A 26503-nucleotide genomic window follows, 5' to 3' on the forward strand; every position below is an offset into this window, starting at 1 on the left:
TCTTGATCGGGCGCTACGCGCCCGATATTTCGCCCTATTGGTGGCCTTGGGTGTCATGGTTGCTTTTCGTCTCCGGCGGGTCTCGGATTCCGGGGAAGGGCATGGGTCCCAGCCGGGTCGGGGTTCGTCGGCCCCGATGACTTCCTGCGCGGTGCGCACGATCAGAAGATCAAAACCGGCCCACGCCCGAAGAAAGTCGATCACGTGTCGCAAATCGTTGTTAAGAGCGCCGGATGACAACGATTTGCGACACGTGATCGACTTAGCGGGCCGCCGCCGCGGTCTTTTATCGCAATATGTCGGGCAGGGCTGAGAGGACGAGTCGAGTTCCGTCTCGACCACCGGGCTGGTGAGACTTTCGGCGCGATCGTCGGGGTGAGATGCACTCGCCGCGCTGCATGAGCCTCGCTGCCAGACCGGCACGCCCTCTTCAGGTTCGGCTGAATCCCCGTCGACGGCGAACAACAGGCGTTCGGCACCGCACACAGTCGACATCGGTCACGTGAAGCTGTTTCGGTGACCTCGCGCGTTCGAGGGATGAGGCCCGCATCGAGAAGAGCGTCCGGGTCGTCCAGAAGCAAGGCCGCAGCCCGGCCGCGCACCGCACCCCGGCGAGCGTGGCCGTGGCGGGGCGCTCCCCCGCGTACCCCCGTGGGGTGGAGAGGTCTTGCCGCTGCGGCGGCGGTTTGTCCTGGCGAGACGACCCGCGGCCGGCCGTCGGCACGGTCACGCTCGGCGTGTTCTACTTCGGCGGCGACGGGCCCGCCCGGATCGTCTCTACGGACGTCGGGATCCGGGCGTGGGCCCGGTCGTCACCAGCGGACCGGGACCTCCTCGAGGCCGCCGACCAGCAGGCCCTCGCGGCGGCGCAGGTCCTCGACCGGGACGGCCAGTTCGAGGCCGGGCAGGCGTTCCAGCAGGACGCGCAGCGTGGTCTGCAGCTCGACGCGGGCCAGGGACTGGCCGAGGCAGGAGCGGGAGCCGGCGCCGAAGGTCAGGTGCGGGTTCGGCGTGCGCGTGAGGTCCATGTCGTCGGGGTCGTCGAAGACGCGCTCGTCGCGGTTCGCGGACGGCATGGACGCGAGGACCTGGGTGCCGGCCGTGATCAGCGTGCCGTCGATCTCCATGTCCTCGGTGATCAGGCGGTGGGTGCCGAAGCCGAGGTTCGCGTCGAAGCGCAGCACCTCCTCGACGGCCGGCCCGATCAGGCCGAGGTTCGCCAGCAGCTGCTCCCAGCGCTCGCGGCGGGCCAGCAGCATCGCGGCCATCTTGCCGATCATGTTGGCGGTGGTCTCGTGGCCCGCGATGAGCAGGCCCTGGCCCGTGAAGATCAGCTCCTCCTCGGAGAGACGGCCGTCGGCCGAGTCGACGACCGTGACCAGTTCGGAGAGCAGGTCGTCGCCGGGCTCCTCGCGCTTCGCCGCGACGTGGTCGCGCATGTAGGCCCACAGCTCCTCGCCGGACCGCCGCACCTCCTCGGGCGTGAAGCGGGTCAGGTTGAGGAACCGGTCGGACCAGTGCGCAAACCTTTCCCGATCCTTCGCGGGTACGCCGAGCAGGTCGCAGATGACGAAGACCGGCAGCGGGAAGCCCAGTGCGGAACGCAGGTCCGCGGGCGCGCCGCGGTCCACCATGTCGTCGATGAGTTCGTGCGCGATCCGGGCGATGCCCGGCTCCATCGCGGTCATCCGTTTCGCGGTGAACGACCGGCTCAGCAGGCGGCGCCAGCGCATGTGCTCGGCCTCGTCGTTCATGAAGGCGGCGCCGCCACCGGCCATGTTGTCGCCCGCGGGCGTGTTCCGCAGGCAGCGCGGGTCGCTGAGCATGGTGCGGACCGCGTCGTAGCGCGTGACCAGCAGCGCGTCGGTGCCGGTGCTGGTGCGCACGTGCGCGACCGGGCACTGGGCGCGCAGCTCGGCCCACTCGGCGGGCGGGTCCACCGCGGTCGGCGGGGTGAAGGGGTAGTCGAGGACTTTCTCCGTCTTCGGCACGTCTTCCCCTTAAGTTAAACGTCTGATTACTTGGTACCGTACGGCGAGGACCACCCGGAATCAATCGGCTGAACTCGATATTGGAGGTGCCGTGAAGATCTCGGTCGACGAGGACAAATGCATCGGCGCTGGTCAGTGCGTGCTCACCGCGCCGCACACGTTCGACCAGCGAGATGAGGACGGCGTGGTGATCCTGCTGGCCGCCGAGCCGGCCGCGCTGGAGCAGACCGCGGCGCGCACCGCGGCCACGGTCTGCCCGGCCGCCGCCATCGCGATCGTGGAGGACTGAGATGACCGGCCCGGTCGTCATCGCGATCGTGGAGGGCTTGAGATGACCGGCCCGGTCGTCATCGTCGGCGGCGCCGCCGGCCTCGCCATCGCGGACGCGCTGCGCGCGAGCCGCCCGGGTGGTGGCGCCGCGCGAGCCGCCCGGGTGGTGGCGCCGCGCGAGCCGCCCGGGTAGTGGCGCCGCGCGAGCCGCCCGGGCAGTGGCGCCGCGCGAGCCGCCCGGGCAGTGGCGCCGCGCGAGCCGCCCGGGTAGTGGCGCCGCGCGAGCCGCCCGGGTGGTGGCCCGGGTTGTGGCTCAGCCGCCCGGGAACGTGCGGGGAGGAGCCCCTGGGCGACGACCGGGGCCCGCGGGAGCATGCGGGCTGCGCCACGCCGGAAGCGGGAAAGCAGGATCCATGGTCTTGATCTTCGCGGTGGTTGGTCAGCGGGGCAGGACCGCGTCGATCAAGTCGGTGAGCAGGGTGCGGAGCACGGCGTCGTCGGCGGAGGCGAGCGGCTCCGGGCGCAGCGAGGACCGGATCATGGCGATGCCGAACGCGGCCGCGATCACCACCTCCGCGCGCAGCAGCGCGTGCTCGTCCGCGGCGCCGGTCGCCGCCAGCTTGCGCGCGTGCGCGACCAGGACGGCCCGCCGCATCTCGTCGATGCGCTCGTCGCCGGACGAGCGCATCAGCATCACGTAGGAGTTGTCGAGCCGGTCGCCGCCCGCGACCCGGCCGGCGACCCGCGCGATGATCTCGTCCCGGGACAGGCCGTCGGTGTCGTTGCCCAGGTCGGTGACGGCCGCGCCCAGGCAGGCCTCGAACAGGCCTTCCTTGGACGCGAAGTAGCGGCTGATCAGCGACACGTTGACGCCGGCGTCGTCCGCGATGTCGCGCACGGTCGTGGCCGCGTACCCGTCGCGGATGAAGCGCAGCCGGGCCGCGTCGAGTAGCAGCCGGCGGGTGCGTGCCGCGTCCCGCCGGCGCGGCGTGACCGGGGCGTCCAGGTCAGACACGATTGATCATTCTAGTCGCGGTCCGGCCGTTTGCGGTGGATGCGGTAGTGCAGTGTCAGGAACGGCAGGCCGTAGAGCGAGAACGCGTGCGCGGCCCGCAGCTGTCCGTCCTCGACGAGGACGTCGAGCCGCTCGGTGAAGCCGTGCACGGCCAGCGTGGTCAGCTCCCGGGTCGCGCCGTCCACATGGGTCAGGTAGTGGCCGGGGTGGGCGAGCGCGCTGCTGCTGGTGAGCACCAGCCCACCGCCGGGGCGGGGCAGCGGCAGCAGTGTGGCCGTGAAGTTGCCCTGCGGCACCGGGAAGCCGACGCTGACGTACCCGCGGCCGTCGTGCCGGTAGGTGGTGTAGATGCCGACGTAGATCGGCTCGTCGGTGTCGGCGAACGAGCGGATCCAGCCGCGCACGCCGATCACGTCGGTGCCGTCCGGCGTGATCGTGTCGATCCGGCTGCGGACGCCGCGCAGCGTCTCGCGCTGGTTCATCGGCACGTTCGCCTGGCCCAGCGGCCGGGCCACCAGCGTACGGTAGAGCAGGTAGCCGGGCCGCACCCAGTGCCGCCACTCGGGCACGATGTCGAGCCGGAACCGGGTGGTCCGCTCGTAGAACTCGCGCACCAGCGGGTGCACACCGGCCGGGTCGAAGTCCGGGCCGGCCAGGTCGTCGAGCGACGCGACGATCCCGGCGTCCTCCGCGTCCGCGCGGTAGCTGCCGCCGATCACCTCGGCCAGCTCGCGCACGTAACCGGTGCCGACGTAGGCGGTGCGTGCCTCCAGCGGCACCACGAACGGCAGGTCCTCGGCTCGCGCCCGCTCGGCCAGCAGGCCGACCTGCGGGTCGCGGAACAGCAGCGCGGCCAGCGCCCGGTAGCCGGCCACCGCGCTCGCCGCGACCAGGGCAGGTGGCACGTCCCGGCCGCCCGCGAGCCGCCACGCGGCCCCGGCGGCGGCGCCGGCGACCGGGCCGAGCGCGACCTTCTGCGGGCGCAGCCCGAGCGCGCCGGCGACGGCACCGGCGGCCGTGCCCACCGCGACCGGCCCGGCACCGGTGACCCGGCCGCCGAGCCAGCCGGCCGACGCCGTGAGCGCGCCGCTCATCAGCACCCGGGACCACCACGCCGGGATCTCACCGGGCCGCTGGCGGGCGCGGGCGACCGCCTCGGCCGCGGCGAGCACCGCCGCACCGGCCAGCCCGCCGGCCGCCGCGGCGCGAGGGCCGCGACGGCCGGTGAGCGCGGCACCGGCGAGCGCCCCCGCGACCGCGGCGACGGCGAGGCCGGCGGCTCTCGAACGCGTCGCGCGCCCCTGTGTCATGCGGGCACGCTAGCAAGGCGCTCCGGTCAGCGCGCCGCCCGCTTGATCAGATCGGCCATCGCGCCCGGCTGGGAGATCATCGCGACGTGCGAGGCGTCGACCTCGCGGGTGGTCGCGCCGGCGCGCTCCGCCATGAACCGCTGCGCGGCCGGGGGCAGCACCTGGTCCTCGGCGGCGACCAGGTAGTAGGACGGGATGGTCTTCCAGGCGGGCACGCCGGACGGTTCGCCCAGCGTGCGCGCGTCCGTCGGGCGCTGGCCGGCCCACATCAGCGCGGCGGTCTCCTTCGGCACGTCGGCCGCGAAGACGCTGCGGAACACGTCCTTCTTGACGTAGCCGTCGACGAGCCCCTCCCCGTACGGCCGGAAGTCCAGCGCGGCCTCGTCGAGCCGGCTGCCCGGGAACCGGGTCTGCAGGGCGAGCAGCGTGTCGCCCTCGTCCGGGACGAACGCGGCCACGTAGACCAGCGCCTTGACGTTCGGGTTGCCGGTCGCCGCGTTCGTGGCGACGATCCCGCCGTACGAGTGGCCGACGACCACCAGCGGGCCGGTGAGCGTGGCGAGCACGCTGGCCAGGTAGGCGGAGTCGGCGGAGACGCCGCGCAGCGGGTTCGCCGGCGCGAGCACCGGGTAGCCGTCCCTGATCAGCCGGGCGGCGACGCCGTTCCAGCTGGACGCGTCCGCGAACGAGCCGTGCACCAGCACGACCGTGGGCTTGGGCTTGGCCGTGCCGGGTGCCGCGGACGCGGGCGCGCCGAGCAGCGCACCGGTGGCGGCGGCCGCGGATCCGGCGAGGAGCGTACGGCGGGTGGTATCCATGATGAGTGGGTCCTTTCGGAGAATAGACAGCACTCACCGTACGAGCCGTGACTGCACGAACACTGAAGTCGCGGTTCAGCGACGCTTCAGTGCGCCGGGCCAGCCTGTGCGGCATGACATCGCCGAAGAGTCACGCGGCCCGGATCCTGGGCCTGCGCATTCACGTTCTCTGTTACGCCGTGCTCAATGTGGTGCAGGTGCTGGTGTGGTGGTTCTTCACGCCGGAGCAGCACTTCTGGCCGATCTGGTCGCTCGTCGCCTGGGGCCTCGGCCTGGCGTTCCACGTCTGGGCGGTGACCCGGCCGGTGCGGGCCTGACTCACCGCAGGACCCGTTCGCAGTCGGGCGCCGTAGACCTGCTCCAGCCGCCGGGGCAGCGCCACCGTGCCGTCACCGGGTGTCCCGGACCGGGCGAGTTCGATCAGCGCCAGCGGATTCCCGGCCGCGGCCTTCAGGATCAGATTCCGGCGGTACGGGTTGAGCCCGGCCCGCTGCGCGTCCAGCAGCCGGGCCGCCGGCTCCTCGGCCAGCGGCGGCAGGACCAGCTCCGGCAGACCGGCGCCGTCGAGCGGGGACGGCACCTCGGCCCGCGCCGCGATCGCCACCCGCACGGCCGTGCCGGACAGCCGCCGGGCGGTGAACGCGAGCACCTGCGCGCTCGGCGCGTCCAGCCACTGGCCGTCGTCGACGGCCAGCAGCAGCGGGGTGGCCGCGGAGACCAGCGTGAGCAGGTCGAGGACGGCGATGCCGAGCGCCATCGCGTGCGGCGCGGCTCCGGCCGTACCCGTGAAGGCTGTGTTGATCGTGTCTCTGGCCTGGGGGTCGAGACCGGCGGAGTCCGGCAGCAGCGGGAAGACCAGCGCGTGCAGCGCGGCGAACGTCAGGTCGCGCTCCGCCTCCGCGCCGGCGCACCGCACCACGCGATAACCGTCCGCGTGCGCGATCAGATCGTCCAGCAGCGCGGTCTTGCCGACGCCGGTCTCGCCCCGCACCAGCAGCGCCGTGCCGCCGCCGGTGGTCAGCTCCGCGAGCCGGGCCCGCTACGCATCCCGTCCGATCAGCACCGGCGAACTCTACTGGACAGCCCGCTCACGAACGCTCCGGTGCCGTTCGGTCCGCGGAACATCCGGCGGACGGTGGCCGGGTGGCGATGGCCGGTACGTCGGATCGTCGTCGCCAGGCCACGTCCGTTCCGGTCGATCGGTCGCCGAATCCGCCGCCGGAGGTTTCCGGAAATTCTCGGAACCCTCGGCATCGCGAGGTCGCGTCGGTTGGACGGCGGTCTCCGCACATCGTCGCCGTACGGTCCTGACATGCGTCGATGCGGGATGTAACAGAGTTACACCTGTACCGGACTTTCCAGCCGAAAGTTTCGGGGTCTTGACATAAGGTTTCAGCGATTTTACGGTTGCGCCACCTCGTCCTCGGCGCGGCCTCCCACTTCTCTCGAGACCGTGCCAGGGCTGTTCGCGAGCAGAACCCGGCAAGCGCAATCCAGCGTCTCGAGTACGGAGTTCACACATGATCAGTAGAGCCATGTCCCGGCGCCATCTTCTGGGTCTCGGCGCGGGTGCCGGTGCGGCCGCGGCGCTGGCCGCCTGCGGCAGTTCCGGGCCCAGCAGTTCACCCGGCGGCGGCGGTGACGGCGTCGCCAGTTACTGGTCGCTGAGCGGCCCGCCCGGTGAGCCCGCCCGCAAGGCGGCCCTGGAGCGGTTCAACGCGGCCAACCCGGACACGAAGATCTCGTCGCTCTTCTTCCAGAACGACGCGTTCAAGCAGAAGATCAAGACCTCCATCGGCGCGGGTACGGGACCCACGATGATCTGGGGCTGGGGCGGCGGCACGCTCAAGTCCTACGTGGAGGCCGGTCAGGTCGACGACCTGACCGACTGGTTCACCCAGAACGCCGCGGTGAAGGACAAGCTGTTCCCGTCCTCGTTCGGCGCGGCCACGGTGAACGGCAGGATCTACGCGATGCCGCACGAGACGGTCCAGCCGATCCTGCTCTACTGGAACAAAAAGGTCTTCGACGACGTCGGCGTGGAGCCGCCGCAGTCGTGGGACGACATCATGGCGCTGGTGCCGCGGTTCAACGAGAAGAACATCGCGCCGTTCTCGCTCGGCGGCCAGTCCCGCTGGACGAACATGATGTGGCTGGAGCTGCTGCTCGACCGGATCGCCGGGACCGAGGTCTTCGACCGGGTCTTCGCCGGCGAGGCGAACGCCTGGTCCGACCCGGCCGTGCTGGACATGCTCAACAAGGTCAAGCAGCTCATCGACGCGAAGGGGTTCGTCAACGGCTACTCGTCGATCACCGCGGACTCGAACGCGGACCAGGCGCTGCTCTACACCGGCAAGGCCGCGATGATGCTGCACGGCTCCTGGTCGTACGGCATCCAGGAGGCCCAGGGCGGCGACTTCGTCTCCAGCGGCGGGCTCGGCTGGATGAACTTCCCGCCGGTCGAGGGCGGCAAGGGCGACCCGTCCAACCAGGTCGGCAACCCGGGCCACTACCTGTCGATCTCCTCGAAGGCGTCGCCGGAGGCGAAGGAGGTGGCGAAGAAGTTCTTCTCCACCACGCTGATCGACGCGGAGGAGCCGAAGCACTGGATCGAGTCCGGCAACACCCCGATCATCAAGGGCAGTGACAGCCTGTACGGCAGCGCGCCGAACGGCGAGTTCCTCAAGTTCGTCTACGACGCGTCGGTCAACGCGAAGGTCTTCGCCCAGTCCTGGGACCAGGCGCTGAGCCCGACCGCGGCGGAGACGCTGCTGGACAACATCGCGAAGCTGTTCCAGGGCCAGGTGAGCCCGCAGCAGTGGGTCGACAACATGAACGCGGTCATCGGGAAATGACCACGCTCGCTCCGCCCGCCGTGCGGGTGTCGAAGTCCACCGCGGCGCCCGGCGGCGGGCGGGGTGGCTCCCTGATCTGGTTCACCGTGCCCGCCCTGCTGATCTTCACCGCGTTCGGCATCGTGCCGCTGCTCGGCGTGCTCGCGCTGAGCTTCACCACGTGGGACAACATCGGCCCGATCCAGCCGTCCGGCCTGGACAGCTGGACCGCCGCGCTGCGCGACCCGGACCTGCTGAACTCGCTCTGGGTCACTTTCCTGATCATGGGACTGTCCTGGCTGGTGCAGACCCCGATGTCGGTGCTGCTCGGCGTGTTCCTGGCCGCGCACTTCCGGTACCGTGGCCTGCTCGCGGTGCTCTACTTCGTGCCGTTGCTGCTCAGCTCGTCCGCGATCGCGATCACGTACAAGGCGCTGCTCGACCCGAACTTCGGTGCCGGTGCCCAACTCGGCGTGCCCTTCCTCAACCAGGACTGGCTCGGCGATCCCGTCCTCGCGGTCGGCCTGCTGGTCTTCATCGTGTCCTGGCAGTACATCCCGTTCCACACGCTGATCTACCAGGGCGCGGTCCGGGCCATTCCGCAGAGCATGTACGAGGCGTCGCTGATCGACGGCGCCGGCCGGATCCGGCAGTTCTTCAGCATCACGCTGCCGCAGCTGCGGTACACGATCGTCACGTCCTCCACGCTGATGGTGGTCGGCTCGCTGACGCTGTTCGACCTGATCTGGGTGCTGACCGCGGGCGGCCCCGGCCGGGCGACCGAGGCGCTGGCGGTGGCGATGTACAAGACCGGTTTCCAGGCGAATCTGATGGGACCGGCCAGCGCGATCGCGGTCATCCTGGTGCTGGTCGGGCTGACCCTGTCGCAGATCCTGCGAAGGCTCGGCGGCGGCCGCGGCGACGAGAGCCAGCAGGAGGGCGTCTGAGATGCACCGGATTCTTCGGCTGAACTGGTTCGGCGGCACGCTCGGCTGGCTGTGGCTTCTCGTGGTGATGCTGCCGATCTACTGGGTCGTCATCACCAGCTTCAAGACGCAGGCGAACTACTTCATCACCAACACGTTCGCGCCGCCGGCCTCGCCGACGCTGGACAACTACCGGACCGTGATCGAGAACGGCTTCGTCCAGTACTTCCTGAACAGCGTGATCGTCACGGCCGGAGCGGTGATCCCGGCGGTCGCGGTCGCGTTCATGGCGTCGTACGCGATCGTCCGCGGCGCCGGCAACCGCTGGCTCCGCTCGATCAACTCGCTGTTCCTGCTCGGCCTGGCCATCCCGCTGCAGGCGGTCGTCATCCCGGTCTACCTGATCATCATCCGGATGCAGATGTACGACACGCTCGCCGCGATCATCCTGCCCTCGATCGCGTTCGCCATCCCGCTCTCCGTGCTGGTCCTGGCGAACTTCATCCGGGACGTGCCGCGCGAGCTGTTCGAGTCGATGCGGGTGGACGGCGCGAGCGAGTGGGGCACGCTGTGGCGGCTGGCGTTCCCGCTGACCCGCCCCGCGCTGGTGACCGTGGTGATCTACAACGCGCTGAGCATCTGGAACGGCTTCATCCTGCCGCTGGTGCTGACGCAGAGCCCGCAGCAGCGCACCATGCCGCTGGCGCTGTGGACGTACCAGGGCGAGTTCGGCATCAACACGCCCGCGATCGCGGCCTCGGTCACGCTGACCACGGTCCCGATCCTGATCGCGTACGCGGTCGGCCGTCGCCAGCTGCTGAGCGGCCTCACGGCCGGCTTCAGCAGATAGGTTCTCCGCGACTCCGTCATCGGGGCGTCCCCCCTGTTGTTCTCACGGCATGGGGGACACGCCCCGATCACGGGTTTCCGGGAAATACAATCAGGGCCACCCCGCGAGGGGTGGCCCTGATCAAAAGAAGTCCGGCGGCGTCCTACTCTCCCACACCCTCCCGAGTGCAGTACCATCGGCGCTGGCAGGCTTAGCTTCCGGGTTCGGAATGTGACCGGGCGTTTCCCTGCCGCTATAACCGCCGTAACACTATGAACTTAACCGGGTTCTTCACGGTTGTTTGTTCAGATATCACACAGTGGACGCGAGCAATCTCATCAAAGTTTGTGTAGTCAAGTCCTCGGCCTATTAGTACCGGTCAACTCAACACGTTACCGTGCTTACATCTCCGGCCTATCAACCCAGTCATCTACTGGGAGCCTTACCCCCATCACTGGGGTGGGATACCTCATCTTGAAGCGAGCTTCCCGCTTAGATGCTTTCAGCGGTTATCCCTTCCGAACGTAGCCAACCAGCCATGCCCATGGCAGGACAACTGGCACACCAGAGGTTCGTCCGTCCCGGTCCTCTCGTACTAGGGACAGCCCTTCTCAAGTATCCTACGCGCGCGGCGGATAGGGACCGAACTGTCTCACGACGTTCTAAACCCAGCTCGCGTACCGCTTTAATGGGCGAACAGCCCAACCCTTGGGACCTGCTACAGCCCCAGGATGCGACGAGCCGACATCGAGGTGCCAAACCATCCCGTCGATATGGACTCTTGGGGAAGATCAGCCTGTTATCCCCGGGGTACCTTTTATCCGTTGAGCGACACCGCTTCCACACGCAAGTGCCGGATCACTAGTCCCGACTTTCGTCCCTGCTCGACCCGTCAGTCTCACAGTCAAGCTCCCTTGTGCACTTACACTCAACACCTGATTGCCAACCAGGCTGAGGGAACCTTTGGGCGCCTCCGTTACCCTTTAGGAGGCAACCGCCCCAGTTAAACTACCCACCAGACACTGTCCCTGAACCCGATAAGGGCCCGAAGTTAGATACCCAGATCAACCAGAGTGGTATTTCAAGATTGCCTCCACCCGAACTGGCGTCCGAGCTTCACCGGCTCCCACCTATCCTACACAAGCCAACCCAAATACCAATGTCAAGCTATAGTAAAGGTCCCGGGGTCTTTCCGTCCTGCCGCGCGTAACGAGCATCTTTACTCGTACTGCAATTTCGCCGGGCCTGTGGTTGAGACAGTGGGGAAGTCGTTACGCCATTCGTGCAGGTCGGAACTTACCCGACAAAGAATTTCGCTACCTTAGGATGGTTATAGTTACCACCGCCGTTTACTGGCGCTTAAGTTCTCAGCCTCGCCATTGCTGGCTAACCGGTCCCCTTAACGTTCCAGCACCGGGCAGGCGTCAGTCCATATACATCGTCTTACGACTTCGCATGGACCTGTGTTTTTAGTAAACAGTCGCTTCCCCCTGCTCTCTGCGGCCATACCACGCTCCACCAGCAAGTGGCTTCACGCGTCCGGCCCCCCTTCTCCCTAAGTTACGGGGGCAATTTGCCGAGTTCCTTAACCACAGTTCACCCGTCGCCTCGGTATTCTCTACCTGACCACCTGTGTCGGTTTAGGGTACGGGCCGCTCAGAACTCGCTAGAGGCTTTTCTCGGCAGCATAGGATCACTGACTTCACCTGAATCGGCTCGGCATCACGTCTCAGCCTCATGTGTCACGGATTTGCCTATGACACGGCCTACACGCTTACCCCGGCACTACCACTCACCGGGCTCAGCTACCTTCCTGCGTCACCCCATCGCTTGCCTACTACCACCCAGGATCCCAGACTCCCCTCACTCAGTCCGAAGACCTTGATCAGTTCGCGTGGTTAGCACAGATGGGTTCGGCAGGGACGCTCTTTCGCGGGTACGGGAATATCAACCCGTTGTCCATCGACTACGCCTCTCGGCCTCGCCTTAGGTCCCGACTCACCCAGGGCGGATTAGCCTGGCCCTGGAACCCTTGGTCATCCGGCGGAAGGGATTCTCACCCTTCATTCGCTACTCATGCCTGCATTCTCACTCGTCCAGCGTCCACCACTAGGTCACCCTGCAGCTTCACCCGCTGAACGACGCTCCCCTACCCATCCACGATCACTCGTGAATGCCACAGCTTCGGCGGTGTACTTGAGCCCCGCTACATTGTCGGCGCGGAACCACTTGACCAGTGAGCTATTACGCACTCTTTAAAGGGTGGCTGCTTCTAAGCCAACCTCCTGGTTGTCAATGCGATCCCACATCCTTTTCCACTTAGCACACGCTTAGGGGCCTTAGCTGGCGATCTGGGCTGTTTCCCTCTCGACTACGAAGCTTATCCCCCGCAGTCTCACTGCCACGCTCTCACTTACCGGCATTCGGAGTTTGGCTGACTTCAGTAACCTTGTAGGGCCCCTAGGCCATCCAGTGCTCTACCTCCGGCAAGAAACACGTGACGCTGCACCTAAATGCATTTCGGGGAGAACCAGCTATCACGGAGTTTGATTGGCCTTTCACCCCTAACCACAGGTCATCCCCCAACTTTTCAACGTTGGTGGGTTCGGCCCTCCACGAGGTCTTACCCCCGCTTCAGCCTGCCCATGGCTAGATCACTCCGCTTCGGGTCTAGAACATGCGACTACGACGCCCTATTCAGACTCGCTTTCGCTACGGCTACCCCACCCGGGTTAACCTCGCCACATGCCACTAACTCGCAGGCTCATTCTTCAAAAGGCACGCCGTCACCCCAAAAGGCTCCGACGGATTGTAGGCGAACGGTTTCAGGTACTATTTCACTCCCCTCCCGGGGTACTTTTCACCATTCCCTCACGGTACTCGTCCGCTATCGGTCACCAGGAAGTATTCAGCCTTACCAGGTGGTCCTGGCAGATTCACAGCAGATTTCAGGAGTCCGCTGCTACTCGGGTGTCTCCACAGAGAGGCATACCATTTTTGCGTACCGGGCTTTCACCGTCTACGGCCGGCCATTCCAGACCATTCCACTAACAATATGCTTTGTAACTCTCTCAGACTGTGTCAGCAGTCCACGGGAAATCCCACAACCCCGATCATGCAACCCCTGACAGGTATCACGCATGACTGGTTTAGGCTAGATCCGCTTTCGCTCGCCACTACTCGCGGAATCACATGTTGTTTTCTCTTCCTGCGGGTACTGAGATGTTTCACTTCCCCGCGTTCCCTCCATACACCCTATGAATTCAGATGCAGGTGACACCACATGACTGGTGCCGGGTTCCCCCATTCGGAAATCCTGGGATCACAGCTTGGTTGACAGCTCCCCCAGGCGTATCGTCGCCTCCCACGTCCTTCATCGGCTCCTGATGCCAAGGCATCCACCGTTCGCCCTTAACAACTTGACCTACAAAAAACAAAGATGCTCGCGTCCACTGTGCAATTCTCAACAAACAACCAACCCACAACCACCACACAACACACCAGCCAGAATCTTCTGCGGTATGTGTCGCAAGGCCATGCCTGGCGTTTCGTTCCTCGAAGAACCAACCCGTGGGTTGTTCCTTCAGGACTCAACAGGGTGCTTAACGCCTTTTCCCAGCCGCACCAGCGATATCTTTTCCTTCCGTCTTACGACGGTGTACTCAGATCGCCGGCCGTTGCCAGGAGCTGACTTGCCAGTGTCTCCGCCTATGAGCACCCCACCATCACATCTGGACGGTGCGGGCTCCATGCCCACTTTCGCGGGATGGTGCTCCTTAGAAAGGAGGTGATCCAGCCGCACCTTCCGGTACGGCTACCTTGTTACGACTTCGTCCCAATCGCCAGCCCCACCTTCGACGGCTCCCTCCCACAAGGGGTTGGGCCACCGGCTTCGGGTGTTGCCGACTTTCGTGACGTGACGGGCGGTGTGTACAAGGCCCGGGAACGTATTCACCGCAGCGTTGCTGATCTGCGATTACTAGCGACTCCGACTTCACGGGGTCGAGTTGCAGACCCCGATCCGAACTGAGACCGGCTTTTTGGGATTCGCTCCACCTCACGGTATCGCAGCCCATTGTACCGGCCATTGTAGCATGCGTGAAGCCCTGGACATAAGGGGCATGATGACTTGACGTCATCCCCACCTTCCTCCGAGTTGACCCCGGCAGTCTCCCATGAGTCCCCGCCATGACGCGCTGGCAACATAGGATGAGGGTTGCGCTCGTTGCGGGACTTAACCCAACATCTCACGACACGAGCTGACGACAGCCATGCACCACCTGTAACCGGCCCCGAAGGACCCCGCATCTCTGCGAGATTTCCGGCTATGTCAAACCCAGGTAAGGTTCTTCGCGTTGCATCGAATTAATCCGCATGCTCCGCCGCTTGTGCGGGCCCCCGTCAATTCCTTTGAGTTTTAGTCTTGCGACCGTACTCCCCAGGCGGGGCGCTTAATGCGTTAGCTGCGGTACAGAGAACCGGAGAGGTCCCCCACACCTAGCGCCCAACGTTTACAGCGTGGACTACCAGGGTATCTAATCCTGTTCGCTCCCCACGCTTTCGCTCCTCAGCGTCAGTATCGGCCCAGAGACCCGCCTTCGCCACCGGTGTTCCTCCTGATATCTGCGCATTTCACCGCTACACCAGGAATTCCAGTCTCCCCTACCGAACTCTAGCCTGCCCGTATCGAATGCAGACCCGCAGTTGAGCCACGGGATTTCACATTCGACGCGACAAGCCGCCTACGAGCTCTTTACGCCCAATAAATCCGGACAACGCTCGCACCCTACGTCTTACCGCGGCTGCTGGCACGTAGTTGGCCGGTGCTTCTTCTGCAGGTACCGTCACTTGCGCTTCGTCCCTGCTGAAAGAGGTTTACAACCCGAAGGCCGTCATCCCTCACGCGGCGTCGCTGCATCAGGCTTCCGCCCATTGTGCAATATTCCCCACTGCTGCCTCCCGTAGGAGTCTGGGCCGTGTCTCAGTCCCAGTGTGGCCGGTCGCCCTCTCAGGCCGGCTACCCGTCCTCGCCTTGGTAGGCCATTACCCCACCAACAAGCTGATAGGCCGCGAGTCCATCCCAGACCGAAAAACTTTCCCGACCGTCCCATGCGGAACAGAAGGAGTATCCGGTATTAGCCCCCGTTTCCGAGGGTTATCCCAAAGTCTGGGGCAGGTTACTCACGTGTTACTCACCCGTTCGCCGCTCGAGTACCCCGAAGGGCCTTTCCGCTCGACTTGCATGTGTTAAGCACGCCGCCAGCGTTCGTCCTGAGCCAGGATCAAACTCTCCAACGAAATCTAGAGAAAATCCGTCCCGGCAGTAATCAAACTGCCAAAGGAATTCCCACCAGACACACGAATCCGAAGACCGCAGCCTGGCCGGGGTATAAATCAATTGGCACTGGCTTTTAAAGCACCCTGTTGAGTTCTCAAAGAACAACCACACACCTCACCGTGACCGGCCTCAGCCGCACCCCGGTGTGGGGCATTTCGTTCGTTTAGCTCCGGCGTTTCCCCCGGCGCTTCGATTACTTTATCCGGTCGTTTTCGCCCCGTCAAATCCGCCCCCGTTTACCGGAGCGATCGGATTATCCGAATGCAACACCCGAATTTCCCCATGCAAAATCAGCGCCATTGCCTGGCGCTTCTTCTACTAGAGGAGTCCTGCGGACCGGCCGACGCCCCGATCCCTCGGTTCGTCTCGCCCGGCACCCGCCGACCAGAAGAATCTACCCGACCCGGTTCGCGACCCCAAATCGACCCCCCTCCCAGCGTGTCCGGGCGGTGTCCTGATCCTGACCGACAACCGTCCACAAAGCACATAGGGTGCCCTGGAGCCTGTGTCGACGTGGGGGCCGGAACGAGGCGCGGTCCAGCTGCCGGCTGGGTGTGCGGCGTGGAAGTCCTCATACCGATGTTGCGTGTGCGACTTGCGACGTGCGGCGCCGGGGCCTCGCCGCTGCCCGGCATCCCACGTCGACACAGGCTCCAGGCTCACGGAGGGGTCGACGGTGCTGCGGATTCACTTCACGGCGGAGGACCTGGCACGTGTCCGGCTGGCCCCGGCCGCGGATCCCCTCTGGGAGATGCTGCTGAGCGCGCACACGCTGGGCACCGGGCCGGCCGGCGGCGCGCTCGGCGACTGGGCCCGCTGGGCCCGGCCCCGGCTCCGCGCGGACGCCCGGCTGCTGTTCCAGCTGGCACCGCCGCGCGGATACTCCGCGGACTTCCTCACCCCGGCCGGCGGCAGCACCCGCCTGGAGGACGGCATCGAGACCGTGCTCGGCACGCCCCGCCGCCGGCTCCGCACCGACCTGGCGCAGTTGGCCGGCCGGCCCGGGTCCGCCGAGGCCGTGCGGCTGCTCGCCGGCGGGGAGGCGTCGTCGCTGGCCCGGCTCGGCTCGTCGCTGCACGGCTACTTCGAGGCCACGCTCGCGCCGATCTGGCGCTCGGTCGAGGACGACGTCGCGGCGGACCGGGCGATACGCGGGCGTGCGCTGCTGGACGGTGGCGTGGAGCGGCTGCTGCGCACCATCTACCCCGGTGCGCGCTGGGAGTCGCCGGTGCTGCTCATGCCGTACCCCGCGGATCGGGATCTGCTCCTGGACGGTCGTGGGCTGTTGCTCGTGCCGTCCTATTTCTGCCAGGGCCTGCCCATCTCGCTGCTCGACCCGGCGCTGCCGCCGGTGCTCGTCTACCCGATCACCCACACGGCGGCTCTTCCGGCCGGTGCGGGCACGCGCGCGCTGGACGACCTGGTCGGCGCCACCCGCGCCGGGGTGCTGCGCTGCCTGGCCACCGCCGGCCACGGCCAGAGCACCACCGACCTGGCGCAGCGCCTGGGTGCGTCGCTGCCGAGCGTCAGCGAGCACATGACCGTGCTGCGCCGTGCCGGCCTGGCGAGCACCCGCCGGGAGGGGCGGCGGTCGCTGCACACGATCACCGTGCTCGGCCGGCAGATGCTTCGCCCCTGAGCGAAACGACTCGCGCCCGTACCCGCGCGGCCGTGAGCCTGGTGGTGCCGGGCCGGGCGGCCCGGCGTCACGGGAGGTGGACAGTGTTGAGAACGCTCCAGACGGGGGTTGCGCTGCTGGCGCTGGTGCTGGGGACGCTGCTGGTGGCGCCGTCCCCGGCGTCGGCGACCGCAGCGGAGTGCGAGCGTGGCGCGAACGGCTTCGTGGACATCCCGGACAACCTGTGGGGCGCGCAGCCCTCGCCGGCCAGCAACTACATCATCAACTTCGTGACCGGTGCGCAGATCACGCTGAACTACGGCACGGTCGCCGGAGCGCAGCGTGGCTGGGCCCGGATCGGCGGCGACACCCGCCCCGGCGACCGGGTGTGGCTGGAGTGGACGTGGAACGGCGGCGCGAACATCCTCCAGTGCGGCCCGTTCACGGTCACCCAGGCTGCCACTCCGAAGACCAGCGCCGCGAAGAACACCAGCTCGAGCACGGCCTGGCGGTTCCGCGCCTGCGGCAACATCGTCGGCTACGCCTCCACCTGCACGGCCTGGTGGTGATCCCCTGATGCGTGCGGGGCGGGTGCCATCCCGGCGCCCGCCCCGCACGACGCGATCCGCAGCTCCGCGCCGGTCTCGTCCGAGACCACGATCTCGCCCGCGCGTCCCGGACCGGGAGCCGCTCCTCGTGGTGACCGGGGGCGGGCGGGAGCCGTCAGCCCCTGATCGCGCCCGCGGTGCGGCCGGCCACGATGAGCGCTGAACGAGGAGGGAGCCGTCAGCCCTTGACAGCGCCCGCGGTGAGGCCGGCCACGATGTGGCGCTGGACGAGGAGGAAGAAGACGACGGCCGGGAGGGTGAAGAGGAGTGCGGCGGACATGACGGTGGGCATCGGGGTGACGAACTCGCCGACGAACGAGGCCAGGCCCTTGGAGGCGGGCCATTTCTCCTCGTCGACCATGAACGTGTTGGCGAGCAGGAACTCGTTCCAGCTGTCGAAGAACGCGAGCACGGCCGCGGCCGCCAGCGACGGGGTGATCAGCGGCAACACGATGCGGCGCAGCATGGCGTAGCGGGAGCAGCCGTCCAGCTCGGCCGCCTCCTCGATCTCCCGGGGCACGCCGTCCATCGCGGTCTTGAGGATCCAGACCGCGACCGGCATCGCGAACGCGGTGTTGCCGAGCACCAGGCCCCACAGGTTGTTGAGCAGGCCGAGCGTCAGGAACAACGCATAGAGGGGTACGACGATCAGCGCCTCGGGCAGCATCTGCGTGGCGAACAGCGCGAAGCCGAACACGCCGCGCCCGCGGAACGAGAAGCGGGACAGCGCGTACGCGGCGAGGACGGCGAGCGCCAGGCTGAGCACGGTGGTGCCGGCCGCGACGAACGCGCTGTTGGTGAGCCAGCGCAGCATCGGCGCGCCCTCGGCCGCGGCGGTGAACGCGGTGCCGAGCCGGGTCACGTCGGGCAGCCAGTGCACGCCGCCGCCGAACAGTTCCTCCTGGCGCCGGGTGGCGGTGACCACCATCCAGTAGAGCGGGAAGCCCGCGACGAGGACGAGCGGGACGAGCGCGATGAACCGTACCCTCATGTCAGGTCCTTTGCGGTGGAGCGCCGTTCGGCGAGGGCGTAGGCGACGGTGGCGAGCGCGGACAGCAGCAGCCCGACCGTGCCGATGGCGGCGGACCGGCCGAGGTCGGATTCGAGGAACGCGGTGCGGTAGACGTCGATCACCAGCGTGGTGGTGCGGTCGACCGGACCGCCCTGGGTGAGCAGCCAGATGATCTCGAAGCGGCGGAACGACCAGATCGTCATCAGCAGTGCGACGACGCGCAGCGTGGGCACCAGGAACGGCCAGGTGACCCGGCGGAAGACGGTGGCCGGGCCGGCGCCGTCGACGACCGCTGACTCGAGCAGCTCCCGGGGTACGGCCTGGAGCGCGGCGAGCACGACCAGCATCACGAACGGGAAGACCTTCCACACGGACACCGCGGTCACGGTGGCCAGCGCGTACGCGGTGAGCCAGCCGTGCCGGCCCAGCCCGGCGGCCCCGGTCGCGGCGTTGAGTACGCCGTCGTCGACGTTGAAGATCCAGACGAAGATCAGCGCGACCGCGACCGTCGGTGCGGCCCAGGGCAGCGTGAGCAGCGTGCGCAGCGCGGTCCGGCCGCGGAACGACCGGTCCAGCAGCACCGCGGCGGCCGTGCCGAGCAGCAGCGCGCCGGCGACGGTCGCGGCGCTGTAGAGCAGCGTGACGCCGAGCGTGGCCGCGAACCCCGGGTCCGCGAGCAGCGCCGCGTAGTTGTCCGTGCCGATCCACTCGCCGGCCGCCGGGTTGAGCAGCCGGGTGTCGGTGAAGGAGAGCCGGATCCCGTCGAGCAGCGGCCAGGCGGTGAAGACGAGCAGGTAGAGGGCCGCGGCCGAGGCGAAGATGTAGGGTGTGCGCCTCACCGCAGCTTCTCCGCCGCCTCCTGCGCCCGGGCCAGTGCGACGGCCGGGTCCTCGCCGTCGACCAGCACCTTCTCCACCTCGGTCAGCACGATGTGCCGGATCTGCGGCGTCTCGGTCTCGAACCCGTCGATCACCGCGTCCGCGGACAGCGCGGCCTGGGCCTGGAACGTCGGCACCCACGGGTTCGCGGTGACGAACTCGGCCGGCGGGGTGGTGTCGGTGCCGAGCACGCTGGCGCCGAGCGCGGCCGCGGCCTGCTTCTGCGGGCCGGCGCCGTAGAACCAGCGCAGCCACTTCTTCGCGGCCGTCTTGTTCTTCGAGAACGCGTTGATGCCGATGAAGAAGCCGGCCTGGCCGCTGGCCTTCGCCGGGAACGGCAGCGGGCTCGCGCCGACGCCGGTGCTGGGCACGACCGTGTTGCCGGCGACCATGGTGGCCAGCGCGGAGCTGTTGTCGATCATCATGCCGACCGTGCCGGCCTTGAACTTCGAGCGGAACGTGGACGCGTCGTCGCCGACCGCCATCGCACCACTGGTGTACATGTCACGGAACGCGGTGACCGCGGCGACGTTCCCCGGCGCGTCGATGGTGAGCGCGCCGTCCTTCGACCAGGCGCCGCCGAAGCCGTACGACCAGTTGGAGAAGTCGATCCACCAGGGCGCCTCCTCGTTGATCTGGTGGCGTACCGCGAAGCCGGGGTTTCCGGTCTTGTCCTTGATCGTCTTGGCGGCCGTGACCAGGCCGGGGAAGTCGGTCGGCGGCTGCACGCCGGCCTGGTCGAGCACCTTCGTGTTCCAGAAGAGCGCGTAGTTGACGATCTCCCAGGCGTAGCCGACCTGCTCGCCGTCGAGCACGCCGGCGTCATTGGTGGCGTTGAGCGCGGCCTTCCCGGCGTCGTCGAGCACGTCGTCGAGCGGTTCGAGCGCGCCGGCCTCGGCCAGCTCGGGCAGGAACGTGTCCGGGATGATCAGCAGGTCCGGGCCGCCGCGCGCGCCGATCTGGGTCTTGAGCGTGCTCTCGTAGTCCTTGCGCGCGATCGCCTGCTGCTTCAGCGTGACCGCCGGGTCGGCCGTGGTGTAGCCGTTCACCGCGGTCCAGAGCGCCTCGCCGCGGCCGGGCTCCAGCCACTGCCAGTTGGCGAAGACCAGCTCCCCGCCGCCGTCGTCGTCCGCCGCTCCCCCGCCGCAGCCGGCGGTCAGCGCGACGGCGAGCAGTATGGCGACGTACCTGCGCATGGTCATCAGAAGCCCCTGTCCACGAACCAGGTTCGTTAGTAGTTCATTTACTGATAACCGCGAAGCTTGGCCATGACCTGCCGGTCCGTCAAGAGCGACGGATGCGCATATACGAACCTCCGGCTGAGTGCCCGGGCCGGGTTGCTGGAGCGGCATTTACGAACCTGCGGACTCTCATACGCCAACCGCAAATACCGACAAAACCCCACCGCGACGGTACGGATACCCGCGGCGCCCGCCGGCCGGGCGCCGCGGGCCTCACGGATGCCGGTAGCCGGACAGCGTCGTCTCCAGCCGGCGGTAGAGCAGTTCCAGCTGAGTGCGTTTGCTCTGCTTACCCGGCTGCACCGGCGGCGCCGGGCGTCTCGCCGCCGCGGCGACCCGCGCGAGTTCCGGCAGGTCGGCGAGGGTCGGGATGCGGTTGTTGGCGCCATGGAAGGTGAGCGACTGCCGTTCCCAGCCGTTCTCCGGTGGCAGCCGGATCAGGTGGTGCAGGAGGTCCTCCCAGACCAGCCGCCGGCCGGTCGTGACCGGGCCGCTCACCTGCTCCAGCATGACCGTCATGACACAGCTGGACGCCACGCTCGCCAGCACCACGGTGTCCTGGAAGAACGGTGCCGACGTCGTCGTGTCCTTGGACATCAGCGAGTGCGAGCCGACGTGTTCGGCGAAGGACGTGTTGTCCGACAGCCGGCCCTTCACCGATTCCGGGTCCTGGTCCAGCCGCGCGGCCGCCCTCTCGCCGTCGTCGCGCGACTGTTGCAGCTCCAGCGCGAACGTCATCAGGAAGCCGCCCGCACCGGGTGCGTCCGCCAGCAGCGCCTGCGATCGCGCATCGATGTCGAACGCCCGGATCAGTGCGTCCCGGCCGTGCGCGTTGATGTAGCCGCACTCGGCCAGGTAGCGGGCCGCCCTCTGGTAGTTGTTCTCCCTCCGGCCGCCCTCGGTCTCCCGTGGCTTGAGCGCGTCGGCGTGCCGCCGCAGCTGCGCGTCGACCTCCGGGTTCTCGTCGCCGGTGTGCGGCGGCACCGATGCCGGGTCCGCGGGCGGCCACTGGTGCGGCGGCACGTTCGCCAGCAGCCGCCGCCGTTCGCTCTCGTCGAGCAGCGTGACCACCAGCGGCACCCACTCGCGCAACGCGTTCGCGGACGCGGCCTGGGCCTGCTGCGCGGGTCCGCCGGCGCGCGAGGCAGCGGTCAGCGCCGCGTCGGTGAGTGCACCGGTGCGCCGGATCCGTTCCCGCAGGTCCGTGGCCGCGCCGTCCGGGGCGGTCGCGAGCCGCTGCAGCAGGCAGGGCGCCCATCGATCGAACGAGTTTCCTCCTCCGCCGCCTCCGCCCGGGTGCAGGATCTTGGCCTCCAGATTCTCCAGCGGATGCAGCAGCGTGGTGGCGGTGTCCTGCGAGGACGGGAACGCGGGGTAGGCGAACCGCAGCACCGGCGTGGACGGCGCGGTCCGGCTCAGCTTCCCGCCGCTCTGGATGCGGTCACCCCGCTCGTACACCGGGAACCGCAGCCGCCGGAAGAGCTTGCGCCGCATCCGGACACCGGTGGGCCCGGGCCCGAAGTCCGGCCCGGTGACGTCCCGGACGAAGCGCTCCAGGAACGCCTCGTCGTTCTCCGCCTCGCCCTGCCGGGGCGTGTGCGCGCGGGCGTGCAGCAGCTCGATCGCGTTGGAGTGGAAGTACCAGTCCTCGACGCCGTGCAGGAGCTTGCCCATCCGGACCAGCGCGCGCTGCCGGCCGGCCGCGTCGTCCGGCCGCAGTGCCCGCCAGTCCGCCTCGAGCAGCGCGAGCTCCTCGCCGAGGTAGCCGACGTAGTGCGTGTCGACCGCGTTCATCACGCCGGCGTCCGGCTCGGTGAGGCTGCGCCCGCGGCGGCCGGGACCGTACATGCCGGTCGCCGCGGGTCGTCTGCTGGCGTCCCACACGTACGGTGGCTGGTCGGTGTGCTCGTGCGGCCAGTACTGGGTGAAGAACTCCGTGAAGACCTCGGTCAGCCGGGACTGCGCGACCGGTGTGACGCTGCCCCAGCCGCCGCGCACGCGGGTCGTCACGTTCCGGGCGAAGAGCAGGTGCGTGACGCCCTCGATGCCGTACCGGAAGAACTCGCCGACCAGGCCGTAGTGCAGCTCGTCCCGGTTGCGCGCGCCGGGTGGCACCTGCTCGGGCGGGACACCGAGCATCCGGTCGAGCCAGCCGTCGGCGTCGCGCAGGTCCGCGATGTTCTCCGGCGACAACAGCAGGTCGGCCAGCCCGACACCCAGGCCGGTCGCCGCGGCCGCGGTGCCCAGCGCCTTCTCGCCGGCGAGCAGCGCCACCGCACCACCGACCGCGACCAGCGCCGCCGCGATGCCGACGCCGGCCCGCGCGCCGTTCACCCTTCGGGCGACCTTCGGGATCACCTGGTCCCGCCAGACACGCTGCTTGGCGAAGATGAACGTGACCGGGTCACGGAACTGGGACACGTCCGTCAGGTAGTTGCCGATCTCCAGGAAGCTGAGGTCGTCCCGGGTGAGCCGGGACTGCGTAAGCAGCTGGTCCGGCATCGAGTCCCGGGTGAACAGGAAGATGTCGCGGTGCCGGGAGACGTCGCCCACCGGGTCAGCCCTCGACCCACTGGCCGCCGGCGTTCTGCACCCAGCGGGGCAGCCCGCCGTCGGTGCGCAGGCGGACCAGGTTCGTCGGGATCAGCACCGGCCACGGGTCGCCCTGCGGGACCTCGGCGCCGGGGCGGTCCAGCCGCTCCGCGATCTCGTCCGCGATCGGCAGGTAGAGCGGGCTGGAGATGGACGGCAGCGGGCCGCCGTTCCAGATCTCGCCGAACGTCAGGAAGTGGTCGATCGCCCCTTCGAAACCCGGGCGCGCAGGTACGGTGACACGCGCGTACCCCGCCTGGAGGAAGTCGGTGAACGCCGGGTCCGGGTCGTCGTAGCCCAGCCGCTCGTCCCACTGGTCCTTGCTGCCCCAGAAGTAGGGGTAGCTGATCCAGGACATGTTCTCCCACTCGAAGGCCTGCTCGAAGAACCGCACGTAGGCTCCCTCGCGCGCCGCCTCGGTCACGTCGATCTGCGGCAACCCGTTGGACGGCGCGTCGACGACCGCGTCGAACAGGTCGAAGTGCTGGTCGGTCAGGATGCTCACGCAGTTCTTCTGCAACTCGCGGCGGATCGTCAGCTGGTTCGCGAACGGGTTCCGGCCGCGGATCGCCACGCCGGCCTGCAGCTTGATCGCGGCGAGCTTCTCCTCGTAGTCCGCGACCTGGGCCTTGTGCGCGGTGGCCAGCTTCGCGTGCGTCTCCAGCCGCCACCTCTCCAGCGCGGTGTCCGTCCGCTGGCACTTGACCTCGATCGCGACCGCGACCTGGGAGCAGCGGAACGTGTCGATCGCCAGCGGGATCGAGCCGAGTTCGTCGTCGAGCGTGGTGGTCCACAACCAGAACCCGTCGCCCATCCGCTGGGTGCGCCGCCCGAGCACCACGTCGATGGTGTTCTCGTCGACGTCCCAGACGTTGCGGACCGCGCCGACCGTGCCGTAGACCGCGCGGTAGCCGTCGTCGATCGCGATCTGCGCGGAGTGGTTGTAGTTCGTCTTGTGGTCGCCGCCGCCGGCCTTGAAGTCCGCCGACTTGGTCCGGTAGAGCTCCGGCGGCGGCGTGACGTCGGTGGCGCCGCACTGGGTGGCCCAGTAGCCGTAGTTGCCCTCGTTGAGCTGCGCCGGCAGCAGCGTGAACGCGGGCGGTTTGGTCAGTGTGAGCGCGCTGGTGTGCGCCCGGTCCATCGCGGCGATCAGGAACGCGGCCGGCTCCGGCACCATGAAGTCGAACATCGCGCGCAGCCCGTAGTTGAACATCTGCGCCTGGTAGCGCTTGTTGACCCACTGATAGACGCCGGAGATGTGCTGCGCGTTCTGCGCCGTGTTGTTCAGCTCGTGCGTGTTCTTCTCGATCGTCTCCGTGGTGGTCCGCGTGGTGGCCCGCTGCAGTACCCGCTCGGCGATCTTGCGGGAGCTGCGTTCCGTCACGTCCTGGGAGAACGAGGCCGCGGCCCGGGTCGCCTCCTCCTTGCCGCGCGAGACCGAGCCCTCCGCGCTGGCCGCGAACTCCACGGTCGGCCCGTAGCTGCCGGAGATGCTGAGCCCGGCCTTCAGCTCGACGTCCTCCCGGATCGTCGCGCTCGTCTCCCGGGCCATCTCGAACCGGTCGCTGGTCGCCAGCTCGTGCTCCTCCGTCGTCGACGTCTCGGTCTCGGCGAACGTGATCAGCTCGCTCTCCTCCCGGCGGGAGTGCTCGCGCACCTTCCGCTCGCCGCGCAGCACATTCTCGATGTGCGCGACGTCGGCCCCCTCGTACCCGGTGAGCTGCTGCCGGACCAGGAGCAGGTCCGCGATGCCGGCCGGTGCGACGGCGCCCTTCGTCTCCGGCACGCTGCCGGGCATCGGCACCGGGGCCGGGAACTCCACCACGCCGCCGGTGCCGAGTTCACCCCAGCCGGTCGTCACGGGGGTACGGATGGAGATCAACGCGTCGCCGAACCGCACCAGCGACCGGCGCTCCGGACGGCCGGCCACGGTCTCCAGCCGGTGCACCGTGCTCGCCAGGTCGGCCTCGAGGCGGTGGGTGAGCCGGTCCAGCGGGACCGCGCCGACGTCCAGGCCGCGGTCGGCGAGCAGCGCCCGGGTCGGCTCGGACAGCGCACCGGCCGCGGACTGCTTCAGCACGAAGCCGACCTCGGGCAGGTCCGGCGGGACGAACGCGCCCCGGCCCGGTATCACCACGTCCGGCACGCCGACCAGCGTCTGCGCGAGCGCGGCGTAGGGCGTGTCCACCCCGGGCGGCGGCGTGGGCACCTCACCCTCCGCCGCGGCGTCCGATCCCTCGGAGCGCGCGGCTCCCGCGGCTCCCGCGGCTCCCGCAGCTCCCGCAGCTCCCGCAGCTCCCGCGGCTCCCGCCGCGACGGCCGGGCCCGGCGGGATCCCGGGGAGCTGGTGCAGGTGCCGTTCGCGCAGGCCGGCCGCGTAGTTGCCGGCCGCGCGGATCACGTTGCCGAACCGGACGTCCGGCGGCGCCGGCGTGGCCGTGCTGCCGGCGCGCTCGGAGACGCGGTAGTGCGTGGACTCCAGTCCGGACAGCTCCGCGACGGACGTGCGCAGCGCCTCGTGCTCGGCCAGCAGCGCGGCGATCTCCTCGTTCCGGGCCGCGATCGCGGCGGCCCGCTGCTCGCGCAGCTCCCGCTCGGCCTCGCGGGTGGACAGCCGGGAGCCGAGGCCGAGGGCGAGCGGCAGCGCGATCGAGCGGCGGCGCCGGCGGCGCAGCGCGGGCACGTCCACGTCCGGGTTCGGGCCGCCGCCCTCGGTGCGGATCGTGCCCGCGGCCGCGTCCGCGACCAGCACCGCGGTGCGCAGCTGGCGGGTCAGGTGTTCGAGCGGCCGGGCGTGCTGGTCCTGCAGCGTCTTGATCGCGAGGAGGCTGTCGCGCAGCCGCCGGACCGTGTCGGTGTACCGGGTGTCCCGGATGACCGCGGCCGCGTCCGCGCCGAGCGCGTTGCGGATCGCGTCGGTGACCGACCGCAACGAGACGTCACCGTCGCCGCCGAGCAGCGTGTCGAGGCGGGCGGAGAGCGTGTCGAGCTGCCGGCCGAACGGCGTCGAGCCGGGCTCGGCCGCGAAGTCCGCGGACGCGGCGAACGTCCGCGAGGCCTGCTCGATCCCCTGCCGGCCGGTGCCACCGGTCACGGCGTCGCGCAGCGCCGTCTGGTAGGTGGTCTCCTGGGTCAACTGGATGCTCGGCGCATCCGGGTCCTGTGCCACGGCCGGACGCACCAGCGCGAGGCGGAAGAGATTCTCCATGTTCCGAGGGAGGGA

17 protein-coding genes, 3 rRNA genes and 1 pseudogene are annotated in these 26503 nt (G+C 68.5%); 8 read left to right on the plus strand and 13 right to left on the minus strand.

Annotation, left to right across the window (positions count from 1 at the left end; genetic code table 11):
• Window positions 1-812 precede the first annotated feature (812 nt).
• Complete coding sequence (locus J2S43_RS15750; RefSeq protein ID WP_306829850.1) at window positions 813-1991, minus strand: cytochrome P450; 1179 nt, start codon at window positions 1989-1991, stop codon at window positions 813-815.
• A gap of 91 nt (window positions 1992-2082) precedes the next feature.
• Between J2S43_RS15750 and J2S43_RS15755 the strand changes: the two genes are divergently transcribed.
• On the plus strand, window positions 2083-2280 hold the full coding sequence (locus tag J2S43_RS15755) for a ferredoxin (RefSeq protein ID WP_306829852.1): 198 nt from the start codon (window positions 2083-2085) through the stop codon (window positions 2278-2280).
• 42 nt (window positions 2281-2322) lie between these two features.
• Window positions 2323-2454, plus strand: coding sequence for a hypothetical protein (locus J2S43_RS15760; RefSeq protein ID WP_306829854.1), 132 nt, complete (start codon window positions 2323-2325; stop codon window positions 2452-2454).
• Window positions 2455-2700: 246 nt separating this feature from the next.
• Here the strand turns inward: J2S43_RS15760 and J2S43_RS15765 are convergent, their stop codons facing one another.
• The 3 genes from J2S43_RS15765 to J2S43_RS15775 are packed head-to-tail and all read right to left on the minus strand — an operon-like array spanning window position 2701 to window position 5404.
• Window positions 2701-3276, minus strand: coding sequence for a TetR/AcrR family transcriptional regulator (locus J2S43_RS15765; RefSeq protein ID WP_306829856.1), 576 nt, complete (start codon window positions 3274-3276; stop codon window positions 2701-2703).
• Window positions 3277-3287: 11 nt separating this feature from the next.
• Window positions 3288-4586 (minus strand): hypothetical protein, encoded by a 1299-nt coding sequence (locus J2S43_RS15770; RefSeq protein ID WP_306829859.1) that lies wholly within the window; start codon window positions 4584-4586, stop codon window positions 3288-3290.
• 26 nt (window positions 4587-4612) lie between these two features.
• Window positions 4613-5404: an alpha/beta fold hydrolase gene (locus tag J2S43_RS15775; RefSeq protein ID WP_306829860.1), complete on the minus strand. Its 792-nt coding sequence runs from the start codon at window positions 5402-5404 to the stop codon at window positions 4613-4615.
• A 113-nt stretch (window positions 5405-5517) separates the two neighbouring features.
• Between J2S43_RS15775 and J2S43_RS15780 the strand changes: the two genes are divergently transcribed.
• The gene (locus tag J2S43_RS15780; protein WP_306829862.1) at window positions 5518-5721 is read left to right on the plus strand and encodes a 2TM domain-containing protein; all 204 of its coding nucleotides are present in this window, start codon (window positions 5518-5520) and stop codon (window positions 5719-5721) included.
• Window positions 5722-6032: 311 nt separating this feature from the next.
• On the opposite strand, the pseudogene J2S43_RS15785 reads toward J2S43_RS15780, so the two are convergent.
• Window positions 6033-6425 (minus strand): annotated as a pseudogene (locus tag J2S43_RS15785) (ATP-binding protein); the annotation flags it as partial.
• Window positions 6426-6924: 499 nt separating this feature from the next.
• On the opposite strand from J2S43_RS15785, the gene J2S43_RS15790 reads away from it, so the two are divergent.
• Genes J2S43_RS15790 through J2S43_RS15800 form a run of 3 tightly spaced genes read left to right on the plus strand, consistent with a single transcriptional unit; the run spans window position 6925 to window position 10014 of the window.
• A complete protein-coding gene (locus tag J2S43_RS15790; protein WP_306829865.1) occupies window positions 6925-8259 on the plus strand; it encodes an extracellular solute-binding protein in 1335 nt (444 codons plus the stop codon).
• The gene (locus tag J2S43_RS15795) at window positions 8256-9185 is read left to right on the plus strand and encodes a carbohydrate ABC transporter permease (RefSeq protein ID WP_306829867.1); all 930 of its coding nucleotides are present in this window, start codon (window positions 8256-8258) and stop codon (window positions 9183-9185) included. Before J2S43_RS15790 ends, J2S43_RS15795 begins: the two co-directional genes overlap by 4 nt.
• Before the next feature lies 1 nt (window position 9186).
• A complete protein-coding gene (locus J2S43_RS15800; protein WP_306829868.1) occupies window positions 9187-10014 on the plus strand; it encodes a carbohydrate ABC transporter permease in 828 nt (275 codons plus the stop codon).
• Between the two features lie 129 nt (window positions 10015-10143).
• On the opposite strand, the gene rrf is transcribed toward J2S43_RS15800, so the two are convergent.
• The 3 genes from rrf to J2S43_RS15815 form a co-directional block, all read right to left on the minus strand.
• Window positions 10144-10260: ribosomal RNA gene (gene rrf, locus J2S43_RS15805) — 5S ribosomal RNA — on the minus strand.
• 82 nt (window positions 10261-10342) lie between these two features.
• A 23S ribosomal RNA gene (locus J2S43_RS15810) occupies window positions 10343-13418 on the minus strand.
• 355 nt (window positions 13419-13773) lie between these two features.
• Window positions 13774-15291, minus strand: a 16S ribosomal RNA gene (locus J2S43_RS15815).
• The 16S, 23S and 5S rRNA genes sit together here, the layout of an rRNA operon.
• Window positions 15292-16007: 716 nt before the next feature.
• On the opposite strand from J2S43_RS15815, the gene J2S43_RS15820 reads away from it, so the two are divergent.
• Together J2S43_RS15820 and J2S43_RS15825 are read left to right on the plus strand one after the other, a co-directional pair.
• Window positions 16008-16970 (plus strand): ArsR/SmtB family transcription factor, encoded by a 963-nt coding sequence (locus J2S43_RS15820; RefSeq protein WP_306829870.1) that lies wholly within the window; start codon window positions 16008-16010, stop codon window positions 16968-16970.
• Window positions 16971-17056: 86 nt separating this feature from the next.
• Entirely contained in the window at window positions 17057-17518 is a 462-nt protein-coding gene (locus J2S43_RS15825; protein ID WP_306829871.1) for a hypothetical protein, read from the plus strand.
• Window positions 17519-17735: 217 nt separating this feature from the next.
• On the opposite strand, the gene J2S43_RS15830 is transcribed toward J2S43_RS15825, so the two are convergent.
• The 5 genes from J2S43_RS15830 to J2S43_RS15850 all read right to left on the minus strand — a co-directional run bounded on the left by J2S43_RS15830 (window position 17736) and on the right by J2S43_RS15850 (window position 26488).
• Complete coding sequence (locus tag J2S43_RS15830; protein ID WP_306829873.1) at window positions 17736-18548, minus strand: carbohydrate ABC transporter permease; 813 nt, start codon at window positions 18546-18548, stop codon at window positions 17736-17738.
• Window positions 18545-19408, minus strand: coding sequence for a carbohydrate ABC transporter permease (locus J2S43_RS15835; protein WP_306829875.1), 864 nt, complete (start codon window positions 19406-19408; stop codon window positions 18545-18547). Before J2S43_RS15835 ends, J2S43_RS15830 begins: the two co-directional genes overlap by 4 nt.
• Entirely contained in the window at window positions 19405-20649 is a 1245-nt protein-coding gene (locus J2S43_RS15840) for an ABC transporter substrate-binding protein (RefSeq protein ID WP_306829877.1), read from the minus strand. The genes J2S43_RS15835 and J2S43_RS15840 overlap by 4 nt, the downstream gene beginning before the upstream one ends.
• A 252-nt stretch (window positions 20650-20901) precedes the next feature.
• Window positions 20902-23241 carry a hypothetical protein gene (locus J2S43_RS15845; RefSeq protein WP_306829879.1) on the minus strand — a complete coding sequence of 780 codons (2340 nt, stop codon included), beginning with the start codon at window positions 23239-23241 and terminating at the stop codon, window positions 20902-20904.
• A gap of 4 nt (window positions 23242-23245) precedes the next feature.
• A complete protein-coding gene (locus J2S43_RS15850; RefSeq protein WP_306829881.1) occupies window positions 23246-26488 on the minus strand; it encodes a hypothetical protein in 3243 nt (1080 codons plus the stop codon).
• Between the last annotated feature and the right edge of the window lie 15 nt (window positions 26489-26503).

The organism is Catenuloplanes nepalensis (assembly GCF_030811575.1).
Lineage (GTDB): Bacteria > Actinomycetota > Actinomycetes > Mycobacteriales > Micromonosporaceae > Catenuloplanes > Catenuloplanes nepalensis.